The 14,383-nt window shown below is 65.2% G+C and carries 15 protein-coding genes; 6 read left to right on the forward strand and 9 right to left on the reverse strand.

Features of this window, described 5'->3' with window-relative positions; translation table 11 throughout:
- Positions 1–67 precede the first annotated feature (67 nt).
- Complete coding sequence (locus tag GUY23_RS16440) at positions 68–1,792, forward strand: amidase (RefSeq protein WP_166974333.1); 1,725 nt, start codon at positions 68–70, stop codon at positions 1,790–1,792.
- 50 nt (positions 1,793–1,842) lie between these two features.
- On the opposite strand, the gene GUY23_RS16445 is transcribed toward GUY23_RS16440, so the two are convergent.
- On the reverse strand, positions 1,843–2,553 hold the full coding sequence (locus tag GUY23_RS16445; protein WP_166974336.1) for a DUF998 domain-containing protein: 711 nt from the start codon (positions 2,551–2,553) through the stop codon (positions 1,843–1,845).
- Between the two features lie 123 nt (positions 2,554–2,676).
- Between GUY23_RS16445 and GUY23_RS16450 the strand changes: the two genes are divergently transcribed.
- Both GUY23_RS16450 and GUY23_RS16455 read left to right on the forward strand, forming a co-directional pair.
- A complete protein-coding gene (locus GUY23_RS16450) occupies positions 2,677–3,450 on the forward strand; it encodes an isocitrate lyase/PEP mutase family protein (RefSeq protein WP_166974342.1) in 774 nt (257 codons plus the stop codon).
- Between the two features lie 67 nt (positions 3,451–3,517).
- Entirely contained in the window at positions 3,518–4,279 is a 762-nt protein-coding gene (locus tag GUY23_RS16455; RefSeq protein ID WP_166974345.1) for a VOC family protein, read from the forward strand.
- Positions 4,280–4,287: 8 nt separating this feature from the next.
- Here GUY23_RS16455 and GUY23_RS16460 read toward each other — a convergent pair whose 3' ends face one another.
- Both GUY23_RS16460 and GUY23_RS16465 read right to left on the reverse strand, forming a co-directional pair.
- Positions 4,288–6,417, reverse strand: a complete 2,130-nt coding sequence (locus tag GUY23_RS16460) for a RecQ family ATP-dependent DNA helicase (protein ID WP_166974348.1) — start codon at positions 6,415–6,417, stop codon at positions 4,288–4,290.
- 217 nt (positions 6,418–6,634) lie between these two features.
- A complete protein-coding gene (locus tag GUY23_RS16465) occupies positions 6,635–7,108 on the reverse strand; it encodes a hypothetical protein (protein ID WP_166974351.1) in 474 nt (157 codons plus the stop codon).
- 146 nt (positions 7,109–7,254) lie between these two features.
- Between GUY23_RS16465 and GUY23_RS16470 the strand changes: the two genes are divergently transcribed.
- Positions 7,255–7,836: a TetR/AcrR family transcriptional regulator gene (locus GUY23_RS16470; RefSeq protein WP_166974354.1), complete on the forward strand. Its 582-nt coding sequence runs from the start codon at positions 7,255–7,257 to the stop codon at positions 7,834–7,836.
- Between the two features lie 40 nt (positions 7,837–7,876).
- On the opposite strand, the gene GUY23_RS16475 is transcribed toward GUY23_RS16470, so the two are convergent.
- From GUY23_RS16475 to GUY23_RS16485, 3 genes are all read right to left on the reverse strand, one after another.
- Positions 7,877–8,272 (reverse strand): type II toxin-antitoxin system VapC family toxin, encoded by a 396-nt coding sequence (locus GUY23_RS16475; protein WP_166974357.1) that lies wholly within the window; start codon positions 8,270–8,272, stop codon positions 7,877–7,879.
- On the reverse strand, positions 8,269–8,550 hold the full coding sequence (locus tag GUY23_RS16480; RefSeq protein ID WP_166974360.1) for a type II toxin-antitoxin system Phd/YefM family antitoxin: 282 nt from the start codon (positions 8,548–8,550) through the stop codon (positions 8,269–8,271). Before GUY23_RS16480 ends, GUY23_RS16475 begins: the two co-directional genes overlap by 4 nt.
- A gap of 79 nt (positions 8,551–8,629) precedes the next feature.
- Complete coding sequence (locus GUY23_RS16485; RefSeq protein WP_166974363.1) at positions 8,630–8,782, reverse strand: HIT family protein; 153 nt, start codon at positions 8,780–8,782, stop codon at positions 8,630–8,632.
- A gap of 100 nt (positions 8,783–8,882) precedes the next feature.
- Between GUY23_RS16485 and GUY23_RS16490 the strand changes: the two genes are divergently transcribed.
- On the forward strand, positions 8,883–9,344 hold the full coding sequence (locus GUY23_RS16490) for a DUF6176 family protein (RefSeq protein ID WP_228282477.1): 462 nt from the start codon (positions 8,883–8,885) through the stop codon (positions 9,342–9,344).
- A gap of 20 nt (positions 9,345–9,364) precedes the next feature.
- Here the strand turns inward: GUY23_RS16490 and GUY23_RS16495 are convergent, their stop codons facing one another.
- On the reverse strand, positions 9,365–10,288 hold the full coding sequence (locus GUY23_RS16495) for an ArgP/LysG family DNA-binding transcriptional regulator (RefSeq protein WP_166974366.1): 924 nt from the start codon (positions 10,286–10,288) through the stop codon (positions 9,365–9,367).
- A 70-nt stretch (positions 10,289–10,358) separates the two neighbouring features.
- Here GUY23_RS16495 and GUY23_RS16500 point away from each other — a divergent pair, with 70 nt between their 5' ends.
- Positions 10,359–10,958 (forward strand): LysE/ArgO family amino acid transporter, encoded by a 600-nt coding sequence (locus tag GUY23_RS16500; RefSeq protein WP_208085389.1) that lies wholly within the window; start codon positions 10,359–10,361, stop codon positions 10,956–10,958.
- Between the two features lie 214 nt (positions 10,959–11,172).
- On the opposite strand, the gene GUY23_RS16505 is transcribed toward GUY23_RS16500, so the two are convergent.
- Together GUY23_RS16505 and GUY23_RS16510 are read right to left on the reverse strand one after the other, a co-directional pair.
- Positions 11,173–13,350: a YhgE/Pip domain-containing protein gene (locus GUY23_RS16505; protein WP_166974369.1), complete on the reverse strand. Its 2,178-nt coding sequence runs from the start codon at positions 13,348–13,350 to the stop codon at positions 11,173–11,175.
- A gap of 54 nt (positions 13,351–13,404) precedes the next feature.
- Positions 13,405–14,265 (reverse strand): ATP-binding cassette domain-containing protein, encoded by an 861-nt coding sequence (locus GUY23_RS16510; protein WP_166974388.1) that lies wholly within the window; start codon positions 14,263–14,265, stop codon positions 13,405–13,407.
- Positions 14,266–14,383 lie beyond the last annotated feature (118 nt).

Here is a 14,383-nt window from a genome sequence, read left to right on the forward strand (position 1 = left end):
GAACACAGCCACCTCGCGCACGCACCGTCGAGTGCGCCGCGCACTGCCGAGCGCACGGAGGATGATCATGTCGAAGTTCGATGTCGTCGAGGCGTCCATCGCCGACCTGAGAGCCGCCCTCGAAGATGGCAGCACCACCTCGGTGGAGCTCGTCGAGGCCTACCAGGACCGGATCGCCGCCTTCGACGGCCCCGACACCGAGACCCGGCTCAACTCCGTGATCGTGGCCAACCCGCAGGCCCTCGCCGAGGCGGCCGCCTCCGACGAGCGGCGAGCGCGCGGTGAGGTGCTCGGCCCCCTCGATGGGATCCCGTACACCGCAAAAGACTCATACATGGTCGCCGGTCTCACCGTCGCGTCCGGGTCCCCGGCGTTTGCCGACCTCGTCGCGCAGAAGGATGCGTCCACGATCGAACGGCTGCGCGCCGGCGGGGCGATCTGCCTGGGCCTGACGAACATGCCGCCGATGGCCAATGGCGGAATGCAACGCGGACTCTACGGTCGCGCCGAGAGCCCGTATAGCGCCGACTGGCTGACCAGCGCCTTCGCCTCCGGATCGTCGAACGGATCGGGCACGGCGACGACGGCGAGCTTCGCGGCCTTCGGCCTCGGAGAGGAGACCTGGTCCTCCGGTCGGGCACCGGCTTCGCACAATGCGCTCATCGCCTACACGCCGTCCCGCGGGGTCATCAGCGTGCGCGGAAACTGGCCGCTCGTACCCACCATGGACGTCGTCGTTCCCCACACCCGCACGATGGCCGACCTCATCGAAGTCCTCGACGTCATCGTCGGCGACGACACCGAGACCCGCGGGGACTTCTGGCGAGTGCAACCGTGGGTGACTATCCCGCAGGCCAGTGCCGTGCGCCCGGACTCGTATGCCTCTCTGCTGCCGAGCAGCGCCGAGGCGGCCCGCTCGATTCTCGCCGGCAAGCGTCTCGGAGTGCCGCGGATGTACATCAACGCCGATGAGGAGGCCGGGACGAATCCGGACGGCGGCATCGGCGGACCCACGGGCCGACGGATCGACACCCGCGCCTCGGTGATCGAGGCGTGGGAGGCCGCACGGGCCGATCTCGAAGCCGCCGGCGCCGAGGTGGTCGAGACGGATTTCCCTGTCGTGAGCAATTACGAGGGCGACCGCCTCGGCGCTCCGACGATCAGCACCCGCGGACTCGTCAGTCCTGAGTACCTCGATAGGGAGATCAACGACCTCTCATCGTGGGCGTGGGACGATTTCCTCTCCGCGAACGGGGACCCGAACCTCAATTCCCTCGCCGAGGTGGACGGAGCGTCGATCTTCCCCCACCCGGCGGGCGCGCTGCCCGACCGGTACACGGGCTTCGACGATGACATCGCCACCTACCCCGAGCAGGTGCGGACCAACGGATACACGACGATCACGGACATTCCGGAGCTCGAAGCCGGTGTACGCGGTCTCGAGGAGACCCGCCGAATCGACCTCGAGGAGTGGATGGACGCCAACGGCCTCGATGCGGTGATCTTCCCGGCGATGGCCGATGTGGGACCGGCGGATATGGACGTCGACGAGGCCTCGGCTGATCTCGGATGGCGCAACGGCACCTGGGTGGCCAACGGCAACCTCGTACCCCGTCACCTCGGCATCCCTTCCGTGACGGTGCCGATGGGCACGATGGCCGACATCGGGATCCCGGTGGGCCTGACGATCGCCGGCCGCGGCTGGGACGATTCTTCGCTCATCGAGATCGCCGCAGCCTTCGAAGCCACCGGCGACCGGCGGACGGTGCCGCCGCGGACTCCGCGGCTGTAGGACTCCGCCGCAGACCCCGCAGCCGTGGAACTTCACGACTGGAAGCCCGTTCAGTCCCCGGCTTCCAGCTCCCGCCGGCGTCTCGCGGCGTCACGCAGCTGCATCCACCCGGCGAGGATGAACCACACGAGGAACGGGTAGGCGGCGACGCGTTCGATGATGCCGATCGGCAGGCCCCACTCCTCGGGGAGGGCCATGAGCAGGGTTCCGACGAGCCCGAACACTGCCAGTCCGGTCGTCAGAACGCCGAATTCGACGCGCCCGATCCACCGCCTCTCTGGCCACCGGATCAGCGCGATGCCTGCTGCCAGCAGGCCGAGGTTCTGCACCGCGGCGCCGCCGAAGCCGAATACAGCATGGGTGGTGGGGTCGATATCGGCCGGGACCATTCCGGTTCCGGCCAACAGGATGCCGCCGCCGGCGAGCAGGAACGACCCGCATCGACCCCAGACGGTCGGGGCGATCCAGTCGTGCCAGACGAAGGCGATGATCCCCAGCATCGCCCCAGCCATGATGGACACGCCGTTGACCAACGGATGAGCCGGTGAGCACACTTCGATCGGTGATTCGGCGTCACCCCACTCCCCGCATCCGGTCATGCCCAGGTGGCTGATCGACTGCTGCGCGAAGGAATAGGAGCCCTCGGAGACCAGGGCTGCGGGGATCTCGATGAGGATGGCGAGCGCTCCGGCGAGCACAGCGAGCAGTGCCCACACCCGCTCGGGTTTGGGCGAAACGCGAATGGTGCCGGACCCGGCCACCTCGGTCCCTCCGTGCGACAACCTCGGATGTCGTTCACGCTATCACCGCAGCAGCCTGAAACCTTCCGGTGATCCTGTCGGACCCCTGGCGTGTCGTGCCTTCGAGATGGAACAGTATTGTCCATGGTCGATTACACGGTTCTCGCCGAACGCGCCTTCACTCTGCTCCAGGGACATCACCAGGACGATCCGCTCGTGCTGCCGACCGTCTGGGATGCTTGGTCGGCCCGCGCGATGGTCGACGTCGGGTTCAACGCCCTGAGCATCGGCTCCCACCCACTGGCCGACTCCCTCGGACACGAGGACGGGGAGAACATGACGCTCGACCAAGCGCTCGAGGGGATCTCAAGGATCACCTCGGCGGTGGATGTTCCGGTCACCGCGGACCTCGAATCCGGCTACGACACCCCCGCTCCTGAGCTCATCTCCGGCCTCCTCGAGGCCGGCGCCGTGGGTGTGAACATCGAGGACACCGTGCACAGCCGGGGCAGCATGCGCAGCCCCGAGGAGCACGCCGAGTACATCTGGAGCCTGCGCCAAGCCGCCGAGGCCCAACGCGTGCACGTGGTCATCAATGCCCGCACGGACGTGTTCAAATACCCTGGCGACTTCGACGATCCCACCGCCGAGGTGGTCCGACGTCTCCGTCTGTGCACTGAAGCCGGCGCGGACTCCGTCTACCCCGTACGACTTCCCGATACAGGCACTCTCAAGTCGATCCTCGCGCAGATCACTCTGCCGCTCAATGTCACCGCCCACCCGATCAAAGGCGCGGTGCCCGAAGAACTCGACCTCGCTCAGCTCTCTGAGCTCGGGGTCGGGCGCGTGACCTTCGGTCCGCTTCTGCAGGCGGCGCTGACCGACTGCTTCGCGGATTTCACGCGCGCCTGGCAGTAGGGTCATCCCCCTGCTGTCGGCACCGACAACTGCAACTCACCTCAACACCGCCGCAAGAGGAGACGCAATGCCTGCCAACCCCCGTGAAGGCCAGCCCATCTGGATTGACTATGTCTGTCAGGACTTCGAAGCCGGTCAGAACTTCTACACCCAGCTCTTCGGTTGGGAATTCACCGACCAGGGCCCTGATTTCGGCCACTACAACATGATCACGAAGGACGGTCATCCCGTCGGCGGTGCCATGCGAGCCATGAACATGGACGGCACCCCGAGCCCGGAGATGCCCACGGCTTGGTCGACGTACCTGCACACGGGCGACATCGCCCGCGTCCACCAGGCAGCACTGGACGCGGGTGCTGCGGATGTCGTCGGCCCCATGCCTGTCGGTCCGCTCGGTCAGATGGCTGTCGTCGTCGATCCGACGGGATCGCCCATCGGGATGTGGCAGCCCGGTGAGTTCTCCGGCTTCGATACTCCGCTCACCCCCGGAACCCCCGTGTGGTTCGAACTGATGACGACGAACTACGAGGCGGCGAACGAGTTCTACCGGGATGTCTTCTCCTTCGACATCACTGAGATGGAAGGATACCCGTACGCCACCCACGGGGCCGACGAGGAAGCTGTCGCAGGAATCTTTGATGCCAGCGAATGGGCACAGAATTCCTATTGGCGCACCTACATCAACGTCGAGGACGTCGACGCCACGGCGGCGAAGGTCGCCGAACTCGGCGGCACGGTCCTCGCCGGCCCCGAAAGCTCACCCTATGGCCGAATCGCCACTGTCGCCGATCCCGAGGGAGCGACGCTCCAGCTCCAGCAGAATCCGTAGGCCCGGGTTCAAGCCCGCAGGGCGAGTGCGAACGGCAGCACCGAGGTGGCCCCGGCCTTCCGCAGCAGCCTGGCGCAGATGGTCATCGTCCACCGGGAGACGACCTCGTCATCGACGAGCAGCACCGACTTCCCCGCCACCATCTCCTCGACTTCGGGCGGGACGACGAAGGCCTCGAAGAGGTCCTTGACGCGGAAGGCGCTGTTGACGTCCGGGGTGCCGTGCTCGCCGACCTGCAGCAGTTCGCCCCCGTCGACGAGGCGACCGGCCGCGGCCAGATTCGCCGCCAGGGATCGCACGGTCACGGGACGTCGGGCACTCGGGATCGACACGACCACCTCGGGGCGGGTGGCCCAGTCCCACTGCCCGAGAACTTCGAGGCACCATTTGCCGATCTGCCCGGGCACCTCGGCGTCGGGAGCATCGGGGGCGAGGAATGAGCGCAGGCTCTGTCCCTGCCCGAGGTCGGACAGGCGGGCGATCGCACGACCCTCCTCGGCGAGTTCTTCGGCGGGGATCCGGCCCTTGAGCGGGACGCCGATGTTGGCCAGGCCGCTCGGCCAGGTGCTGCGCGGTTCGATGGGCAGGCCGATCTTGTGGAGGTTCCCGGCCGCTGCCTGACGCTGTTCGTCGGAGATCTCGGCGGAGAACCACACGCCCGCGCAGTTGTCGCAGCGTCCGCATGGCTGCGGGTCGGGGTCGTCGAGCTGGCGGATGAGGAACTCCATCCGGCACTGCCCGGTCGCTTCGTAGTCGAGCATGGCTCTGGCTTCCTCGGCGCGCACGGCCGCGACCTTCTCATACCGTTCCCGGTCGTAGGTCCAGCCCTGACCGGTCGAGACGTAGCCGCCTTTGACCTTGGTCACGGCGTCTTCGACCTCGAGGGTCTTCAGAAGCAGGGTCAGGCGGGAGCGTTTGGTTCCGACGAGCGTCTCCAAGCGGGCCACGGACAGGGGGCCGTCCGCCTCGGCGAGGGCGGAGAGCACGGCGTTCGCATCGTCCTGGTTCGGCATTGACGCGGTCGCGAAGTACTCCCAGATCTGTTCGTCTTCCGCCCCGGGCAGCAGGAGGACATCGGCGGAGTCGGTGGCGCGGCCAGCGCGACCGACCTGCTGGTAGTAGGCGACGGCCGAAGACGGGGCACCGATGTGGATGACGAATCCGAGGTCGGGTTTGTCGAAGCCCATCCCCAGCGCCGAGGTGGCCACGAGCGCCTTGAGCCGGTTGTCCTTGAGCTGGCCCTCGAGTTCGGCGCGCTCTTCGGCGTCGGTGCGGCCGGTGTAGGCGCGGACCTCGTGGCCCTGTTCGCGCAGCATGCGGGTGATGTCTTCGGCGGCAGAGACGGTCAGTGTGTAGACGATGCCGGATCCGGTGAAGTCGTTCAGGTGCGAGGACAGCCAGGCGATGCGGGCACTCGCGTCGAGTCCGGGCAGGACGCCAAGGCGCAGGGAATCGCGGGCGAGTTCGCCGCGGACGACGGTGGTGTCGTTGCCGAGCTGTTCGGCGACGTCGGTGACGACGCGGGAGTTCGCGGTTGCGGTGGTGGCAAGGACCGGGGTGTCGTGCGGCAGTTCGGCCAGGATGTGTCCGATGCGGCGGTAGTCGGGGCGGAAGTCGTGGCCCCAGTCGGAGATGCAGTGGGCTTCGTCGACGACGATGAGGCCGAGGAACCTCAGAAGCTGCGGCAGGACTTCGTCGCGGAACTGCGGATTGTTCAGCCGCTCCGGGGAGACGAGGAGGACGTCGAGGCTGCCGGCTTTGAGGTCGTCGAGAACGGAGTCCCATTCGGTGACGTTCGAGGAGTTGAGGCTCGCAGCCCGAACTCCGGCACGTTCGGCTGCCGCAATCTGGTCGCGCATGAGGGCGAGCAGCGGGGAGATGATGAGGCTGGGACCGCTTCCTGCGGCGCGGAGCATGCGGGTGGCGACGAAGTAGACGGCGGACTTTCCCCACCCGGTGCGTTGGACGACGAGGACGCGTTTCTTCGCTTCAACGAGGTCGCGGATGGATTCGAGCTGGCCGTCGCGGAACTGCGCGTTCGGGTTGGCGGTGAGCTCGGCGAGGATCCGCTGGGCTTCGACGGCGAAGGCGTCGGGTGCGGCGGGAGCCTGTGGGGATGTCGGGGTGCTTTCCGTCATGGGCCCAGTTTAGGTCGAGGCACTGACGCAGCCTGCCCGGAGCAGCACACAGGACTCAGCAGACACCGCTCGTCCTGCCACACCGGGTGGGCGAAATGGTCGGGGGTCATCAAGAATTTTCCGACCATTCTGCCCACCGAAGGGTGTCACAGAACCGTCCCGTCAGTGGGGCGAAATGACCTCGAGGCCCGCCGACCGCGCCGCTTACCGCGGGAACTCAGCGCAGCGCAAGCTCGATGCCCAGGGTCGCGAGCACTCCGAAGAGCACACCCCAGAGGATGATCGAGATGATCTGCCAGAAGGCCACGACGTTGCGATTCGCACCGAAGCCGACCATCGCCGACGACGTGATCTGCGAAGGCAGGAGAGTCTGGCCGAGCAGCGAGACGCCCGGTACGCCGAACTTGTCGAACATGCGCTTGAGCCGCTGCCGCTTCGGCTTCTCCTCGACCTCCTTGTTCTTCGTCGCCTTGTCGCGGATCGCTCCTGCTCCATAGACGAAGATCAGCATCGAGACGACGTTGCCGATGACTGCAACGAGGATAGCGACAACAGGGTGGAGGCCGATAGCGACACCGATGACCGCACCGAAGTAGGACTCGACGAACGGGATCGCGGAGGCGAGCATGACACCCACCCACTGCAGCCAGTCGGGGAAGGATGCGGCGAAGTTCTGGATGCTCTCGATCATGGGGCTCAGCTTTCGTCTCGGGGCCTCTGGTCGTTCGGGCACTCTATGGTTCGAACGCCGCACCTGATTGCTAGTACAGCGTGCTAGTACGTTGTACTATACACTGAGCGAAACTAGAGCTGTCAAGGGCGGAGCAGGGAGGACGAATGTCGAAGCGAGACGACATCATCGCCGCCGCGATCAGGCTGGCCGAGGGCTCGGAACCCGGGAAGGCGAACCTCAGCGTGCGCGCGGTCGCGCAGGAAGCGGGCGTCGGAGCATCAACGTTGCGCCACTACTTCCCGACACAGTCCGATCTCCACGAGGCGGTTGCGCGCAAGTCGATCGACACCGTCATCAATGACTTCTCGATCGATGATTCGTCGATCGATCCCGTCGATCGCCTCTACGAGTGCTGCGCTCAGTTCCTGCCGACTCATGAGCATCGGGATATCCAGCTCGAGGTCTGGTTCTCCATGCACCTGCGCGCACTCGGACCCGAGCCGCGCGCAGTTTCAAGGCGACTCCTCGAGCACGGGCACACGGTCACTTATGACAGCATGCACCAATGGCTGAACCAGCTCGCCGACGAAGGGCACATCGCCACAGACGAGGTGGCTCCGATCGCAAAGGCACTCTTCACGACCATCGACGGCATCGCCCTGCATTCGATCATCACGCCGGAGACCATGACTGTCGACGTCGCACACGCGCAGCTCAGGTGGACGATTGAGAAGCTCCTCAGCTGAGCGCGACGAATGATCAGTACCGTGGAACAGATTCACCCAGTCAGCGAGGAGCGATGACCTCGAGGCCCACCGACCGTGCTGCCTCCTCGAGACGCTTGTCATAGGTCAGAAGGGCATCGACGTCCAGTCGCAGCGCGGCCTCCAGGTGTAGCGCATCGAGGCTCCGCAGATACGGCATGGGCAAAAGTCCGGCCGAGCGAAACACCGCCCGATCGAGAGCTGCGATGGAGACTCCTCCTAGGAGCACAGAGACTTCTGCCTGATCACGCTCCTCTCGCACGGCCATCCGACGCAGTTCGGTTTCGAGTAGGTCGCTCGACACGAGTTCGGCTGAGGTTCCATTCAGCCAGTCGACCAGAGCGTCGGACTCCGCTTGAGCCACAAGAAGGGCCCCGAGTGCAGAGGTGTCAACGTAAACGATCGACGGGTCGCTCACAGACGCTCCTCACGGAGCTCGTCGATGATCTCCGTCATGGCGCGGTTGTCCGTCGACGGCCGGCGATCACGCACGGTCCAGCCACCCACCCTTTTGGCCGGTCGAGCGATCGTCAGCCGAGGAGCAGGGGCGTCTAAAGGCACGATGCGGCCGACCGGCACACCCCGGTTGGTCAGCACGAACGATTGCCCTTCACTGACTGCGCGAAGGACCCTCCCGGACTCATTGCGCAGCTCACGTTGCGAAAGACTTTCGGCCTGCGCTCCCTCTGCATTCATCAGTCAAGAGTAGCACTGGTGCTACATGCTTGGTAAGAGCCCGGGCGGTTCTTCCACGAGTCAATTCCGCGAGGGCACATCAAGCCAACATGTCCTGCAGCTGTGCACCACCCACGAGGTGGAGATGCGGATGCAGAATCCGCTGGTTGGTGTCGAGGCCGAGGTTCCACGCCAATCGAAATCCCCGCCTCTGCAGTCCACGCTCGGCCGCCAGCTGGGACGCAGTCTTCATCAGCCGAGCAACTGATTCTGGTTCAGAACTGAGGCAGCTGGGCAGGTCTTTGCAGTACGCTCGCAGGTACCCCACCGAACCGAACCGTTAGGTTGGAACCATGTCCAAAGATGCACAGACATTCCAGATGCCGTTCACCCCCACCCCACGAAACTTCATCGGGTTTCCGATGCCTCCATCCGTCCCGAAGGGCATGCGCCTCGAATTGAGCCGTTCCCGAATTCGCCCCGGCCAAGAAGACACCTTCGATGAGTGGATGGGCATGCTCAACAGCAGGCCCGAAGAACTGCAGGAAAGCCTTCCCGCTGAACGGCAGGTATTCGAAGCGACATTTCGTCACATCGAAGCAGACGGTTCCACATGGATCTATCACCTCTCACTCATGGGCGAAGACGGGCTTGGCAACGACGAATCAATACCCATCGACGCCGCGCACGTCGCCTACAGCAAGAGGGCGAAGGAACCCGGGTGGGAAGAACTCGAGCCGCAATTCATGCTGACACCCGCCCCATTACTCGAATCGATGAAACGTTATGCCGAGTTCGGACAGGACAACGCTTGACCCTAATCACACATAACCCCTCACCGCATCACCTCGGCTGCCGCCTTCAGCGCCGCGGTCAGTCGGGAGAGCTTGTCCGAGGCCAACGTCCAGTGATGCCAATAGAGCGGAACGTCGACCGCCGGTGAGGCAGTGATCGGGACGAGGTGATCGCCGAAGTCGTCCAGCTGCATGATCGGGATCATGCCCCAGCCGACCCCGACGGCAACGGCTGCTGCGAATTCCGTCGAGCTCGGCACCACTGAAGTCGGCGGCACTCCCTTCACTCCCGCGGCCGCAAGGAAGTTCAACTGCAGGTCGTCGTCACGGCCGAAGTTCACCATGGGCAGGGTCGTAAGATCCACCTCGGCGTGGGGAGTATCCCCAGTAGTGACCACTCCCCCGTGCCGTTCGAGCAGTGATCGTGTGGCCACCGCAACATAGCGCATCGACCCCAGCCGCTGCACCTGAGTGCCGTAGGCACTCGCCTCCGCCGAGGTGATCGTCCCGAGCACCTCCCCCGACGTCAGCAGCGGCAGGGCCTTGTCCTGGTCGACGACATCGATGCGGATGACGACATCGTCCCAGGCCGCCACCTCGGCGAAGACGGGCCGGAACCATGTGGCCAGGGAGTCGGCGTTCACCCCGATCCGCAGCACCGTCGGCTCTCGCCGCCCGTCGCGGACACCGGCTCCATCCGGAACATCAGCGGCGATCCCGTGGAGCCGGTCGAGGGCTTCGGACTCGAGCAGCTCGACCTGGCGAGCATAGCGGAGGACAGCGGTTCCCGCCTCGGTGACGGTGATCGGATTCGTCCTCCGAATGAGCACCTGCCCGAGCTTCGACTCGAGCGCGCGGATGCGCTGACTCGCCGCCGAGGCGGTGATCCCGAGGACGAACGCGCCGCCCTCGACGGTCCCCTCGTCGACAACGGCGGCGAGCGCTTTGACATGATCGATGTTCATGAAGCAATTCTGCATCACATGAAGAGATTGTTGTTTTTCTTCATTCGTTTCGGAGCATAGTGTGGCCTCCGTGCTCACTCATCTCGTCTCCGGTCTGCTCGCCGGTTGGTCGCTCATCATCGCCGTCGGCCCACAGAACGCGCTCGTCCTGCGCCAGGGCATCCGACGCGAACACCTCGGCGTCGTGCTCACGATCTGCATCCTCGCCGACGTTGTCCTCATCGGCTCGGGCACCGTGGGCATCGGTGCGATCGTCCTCCTCGCACCGTGGGCGCTCGAAGTGCTGCGCTGGCTGGGTGTGGCCTACTTACTGTGGTTCGCGTGGACGAGCCTGAAGTCTGCACGGGAGGCGAGCGGACTCAAGGCCGACACCGAACAGCGCAGTCTGCGCTCGATCATCCTCACCACGCTCGCGCTCACCTTTCTCAACCCCGGGGTCTACCTCGACACCGTGGTCATGCTCGGCAACCTGGCCAACCAGCAGGGCCCCGGCAACGTCTGGCCGTTCACGATCGGGGCGATGCTCGGCTCGGTGAGCTGGTTCCTCGCCATCGGCTACGGTGCCCGCGGGCTCTCGGGGTATCTGGCGCGGCCGCGTGTGTGGCAGGTCCTCGACGTCGCGATCGCCGTCGTCCTCGTCATCCTCGCCGTGCGACTGGCGCTCGGATAGGATGCGGCGGGGCGCTGGCGAGACGGGATGCCCAGCGGAGTTCCGGACGATGCGTGCGGATTTCAGGCTGCGATTCCCGCACGGAATGACCTGAACTCGGCCAGCGGATCGGATTCCTCGCCTCGCACCCGGTTGTTTGGTCGATCCGCCACGATTCCCTCGCTCGGATCACGGTGGATCGACCAGACAATCCGCCGAGGTGACCCGCCACCTCCTACAAGCTCAGGCTCGGGTGGAGCTGGGTGAGCGTGACCATCCGCTTACGCGCACACACCACGACGGTCGCGGCCAGGCAGATGAGCGTCATCAGCAGCAGCACGACCGCCGACTGCGCCGCGATGAACATGTCACCACCGGCGATGAGCGTACGCAGCCCGTTGACCGCATGCGTCATCGGCAGGAACGGCGAGATGGCCTGGAAGATGCCCGGCGCCGTCTGAACCGGATAGGTCCCTCCTGCCGAGGCGATCTGGATCATCAGCAAGACGAGCGCGATGAGCCTGCCGACGCCGCCGAGTGCCGCCACACACAATTGATGCACTGAATGGAAGCACGCGGCTACGAGGATCGAGAACAGCAGAGTCCCCACCCACGCCCCAGCTGAGAAGTCGAGGGCGAAGGTGAGCACGAGGTAGAGCACCGCGACCTGCGCCGCGCCGAAGAGCAGCCCGGGGACGTAGCCCGCCCAGGCGATCCTCGTCGACGATACCGACGACGCCAATGCCCGGTACGGGATCGCGTTGAGCACCATGTAGGTGATCATGCCGCCGATCCACAGCGCCAATGACACGAAGAACGCAGCCAGGCCCTCGCCGTACGCATTGACGGCATTGTCCTTGACCTTATCCGCATCCACGGGCACGGCGACGACGTCGGAACGGTGTTCACGATCGTTCTTGTCATACGTCGGGATCTGCTTGAGGCCGTCCTCGAGCCCGTCGGCCAGGTCTCCCGAACCGTCCTCGAGCTTTCCGGCTCCCTTGTCGAGCTTCGTCGAACCGTCGACGAGCTGCGAGGAACCGTCCTTGAGGTCACCGACGCCCGTCTTCGCCTTCGCGGTCCCGTCCTTGAGCTGGACGATCCCGTCATTGAGGTCCCCGGCACCCTTGGCCAGCTTTCCTGCGCCGGCGTCGAGCTTGACCAGCCCCGAGTGCAGATCGTCCGCACCTGTGGCGACCTCCTGTGCGCCGTCGTCGAGTTGGCCGATCTTCTTATCGGCATCGTGGATCTTGCCCATGACGTCATCGACTGCGTCCTTGACCCGGTCCTCGAGGTCCTTCGCCTCATCCTTGGCGTCCTTCGCCCGGGAGTGGGCGTCGTCGAGGTCCCCGCCGAGGGTGTCGACATCGTCGGCGAGCTTCGCGACATCGGGATCGTCCGGGTACTTCTCCTTCAGCTTCTTGACTCGGTCGTCGACGTCGCCGTTGACCGATGTGCGAGCGGTCTCGAAGTCGTCTTCGGCCCGCTCGAGTTTCGGACGAGTCCCGTCGACGAGGTCGTCGGCCCTCTTCTTGAGATCGTCGGCCTTGTCCGTGGCATCGTCGGCGACATCGCGGAGCTGCCCCGTCCCGTCGGCGACCTGCCCGGCACCATCGGCGAGCTTCTTCGAACCGTTCTTCGCCTCAGTGGTGGAGTCGGCCAGAGTATCGGCACCGTCCTTGAGATCTCCGCTGCCCTTGACGAGTTTTCCGGTACCGTCGTCGAGGTCGATGATCCCGGTCTGCAGAGTGCCGACTCCCTTGTCGAGCTTCGTCGTACCGTCGACGAGCGAGCCGGTTCCGTCATGGAGTTCGGAGGCACCGTCATGGAGGTCCGAGGCGCCTTTCGCGGCCTTCTCGGTCTGGGAGTGGATGTCGTTGAAGCCGACGTAGACCTCGGAGACGTACTCGGCTGTGGTCGTCTTGTTCAGTCCGGACTTGATCTCGGTGAGCACGGTGTTCGCCACTTGGCCGACGATGAAGTTGTGGGCATCGTCGGTGCGCAGCTGCAGTCCTGCCCGTTCGGGGTCATCGCCGCCGGTGGAGACGAGGTTCTTCGAGAAGCCCTTGGGGATCTCGAGGATCGCGAAGTACTTGCCCTCGGCCAGACCTTCGTCGGCCTCCTCCTGGCTGGTCTCGGTCCAGTCGAAGCCGCCCTCGCCCTTCGGTGTGATCTCATCGACGAGCTCATCGCCGGCATGCAGGGATTCCCCGTCGGAGTTCGGCTTCTCTGCCCCGGTGTCCTCATTGACGACTGCCGCCTGCAGCTTGTCGAGGTTGTCCGTGGGGTTCCAGTTCGAGGCCAGATAGAGGCCGCCGTAGATGGCTGGGATGACGGCGATGACGACCATCGCCAGGCGCGTGATGGTGTGCCGTTTGAACCGTGAGAGTTCTAACCAGGGAAGGGAGAACATGCGGGAATCTCCTCGGGATCGAGATCGTGGTGCAGGGAGTTCAGTGTCGGAAGTTCAGTGTCGCGAGCCGTGCCGGCTCGGGCGGCGAGCGGTCAGCTCGAGTTCGATGACCGCTGCGGGTTCGGCCTCGGAGCCGAGTGATCGTGAGGCGATGTCGAATTCGCCGGCGTCTTCGCAGGAGACGATGACGGTCAGCGGGTTGTCGGGCTCCCATGACTGCCGCAGCTGCTGATAGATGAGGAGTCCGGCCCAGGCGCGAGCCCGGTCGGCGGCTTCGCGCAGGTAGTCGATGTTGTCAATGACGACGACGGGCGGTCGGCTCAGACTCGCCAGACCGAATTCGAGGAAGAACTTCTGCAGCTCGCTCAGCTCCGAGACGAACACCTCACCGTCGTCGTCGATGAGGAAGTCGGCCTCCCGAGCGTCCTCGGTCGAGAACGTCCCCTCCGGGAGCGCATCGATGAATTCGGTGGCCGAAGCGAAGGTCTGCCGGATGAGGCTGATGATGTCCCGCAGCGACGACTTCGACACCCACGGCTTATACCAAGGCTGCAGCATGATCTGACGTTCGGCCACGTGCTGAGCGACCGTGAAGTTGTCCTCGAGGTCCGTCAGCCCGGCAACGTGCCCGACGGCCACCTGCCCGCGAACCGCGCGGGCCTGCTTGCGGATATCCAGTTCGCCGAGGCGGCCCTGCCCTTCCGAGACCTGCATCCTTCCTGCCAGGGACAGCAGCAGGGAGGTCTTGCCGCTGCCCGCGGGTCCGCGGACGATCGCGATGGCACCGGTCGGAACGTCGAGGTCGATGTCATCGAAGACGCTGCCCTGTTTGCCGGACAGCGACCACCCCTGCAGCGAAATCGCCGTCGAGTCGGTGTCGGCATCCTCGGCGAGAGTGTCCGTCGTACTCTCCATTGCCCTGGCTCCCAATCCTCTGTGCCCAAGTCGACCTTGTCTGATTCGAGCGTATCTGCGCCGCCCACGTGTCTGCAGACTACGGCACCGTGCCGTCTGGGTGACGCGGAGCGGGTCG

Origin of the sequence: Brevibacterium atlanticum (assembly GCF_011617245.1) — a bacterium.
Taxonomy (GTDB): Bacteria; Actinomycetota; Actinomycetes; order Actinomycetales; family Brevibacteriaceae; genus Brevibacterium; species Brevibacterium atlanticum.

What these genes read in the sequence shown, in the direction of transcription:
- GUY23_RS16440 (WP_166974333.1), top strand. Translation starts at nt 68, where the DNA reads ATGTCGAAGTTCGATGTCGTCGAGGCGTCCATCGCCGACCTGAGAGCC.
- GUY23_RS16450 (WP_166974342.1), top strand. Translation starts at nt 2,677, where the DNA reads ATGGTCGATTACACGGTTCTCGCCGAACGCGCCTTCACTCTGCTCCAG.
- GUY23_RS16455 (WP_166974345.1), top strand. Translation starts at nt 3,518, where the DNA reads ATGCCTGCCAACCCCCGTGAAGGCCAGCCCATCTGGATTGACTATGTC.
- GUY23_RS16460 (WP_166974348.1), bottom strand. Translation starts at nt 6,417, where the DNA reads ATGACGGAAAGCACCCCGACATCCCCACAGGCTCCCGCCGCACCCGAC.
- GUY23_RS16465 (WP_166974351.1), bottom strand. Translation starts at nt 7,108, where the DNA reads ATGATCGAGAGCATCCAGAACTTCGCCGCATCCTTCCCCGACTGGCTG.
- GUY23_RS16470 (WP_166974354.1), top strand. Translation starts at nt 7,255, where the DNA reads ATGTCGAAGCGAGACGACATCATCGCCGCCGCGATCAGGCTGGCCGAG.
- GUY23_RS16480 (WP_166974360.1), bottom strand. Translation starts at nt 8,550, where the DNA reads ATGAATGCAGAGGGAGCGCAGGCCGAAAGTCTTTCGCAACGTGAGCTG.
- GUY23_RS16485 (WP_166974363.1), bottom strand. Translation starts at nt 8,782, where the DNA reads ATGAAGACTGCGTCCCAGCTGGCGGCCGAGCGTGGACTGCAGAGGCGG.
- GUY23_RS16490 (WP_228282477.1), top strand. Translation starts at nt 8,883, where the DNA reads ATGTCCAAAGATGCACAGACATTCCAGATGCCGTTCACCCCCACCCCA.
- GUY23_RS16495 (WP_166974366.1), bottom strand. Translation starts at nt 10,288, where the DNA reads ATGAACATCGATCATGTCAAAGCGCTCGCCGCCGTTGTCGACGAGGGG.
- GUY23_RS16505 (WP_166974369.1), bottom strand. Translation starts at nt 13,350, where the DNA reads ATGTTCTCCCTTCCCTGGTTAGAACTCTCACGGTTCAAACGGCACACC.
- GUY23_RS16510 (WP_166974388.1), bottom strand. Translation starts at nt 14,265, where the DNA reads ATGGAGAGTACGACGGACACTCTCGCCGAGGATGCCGACACCGACTCG.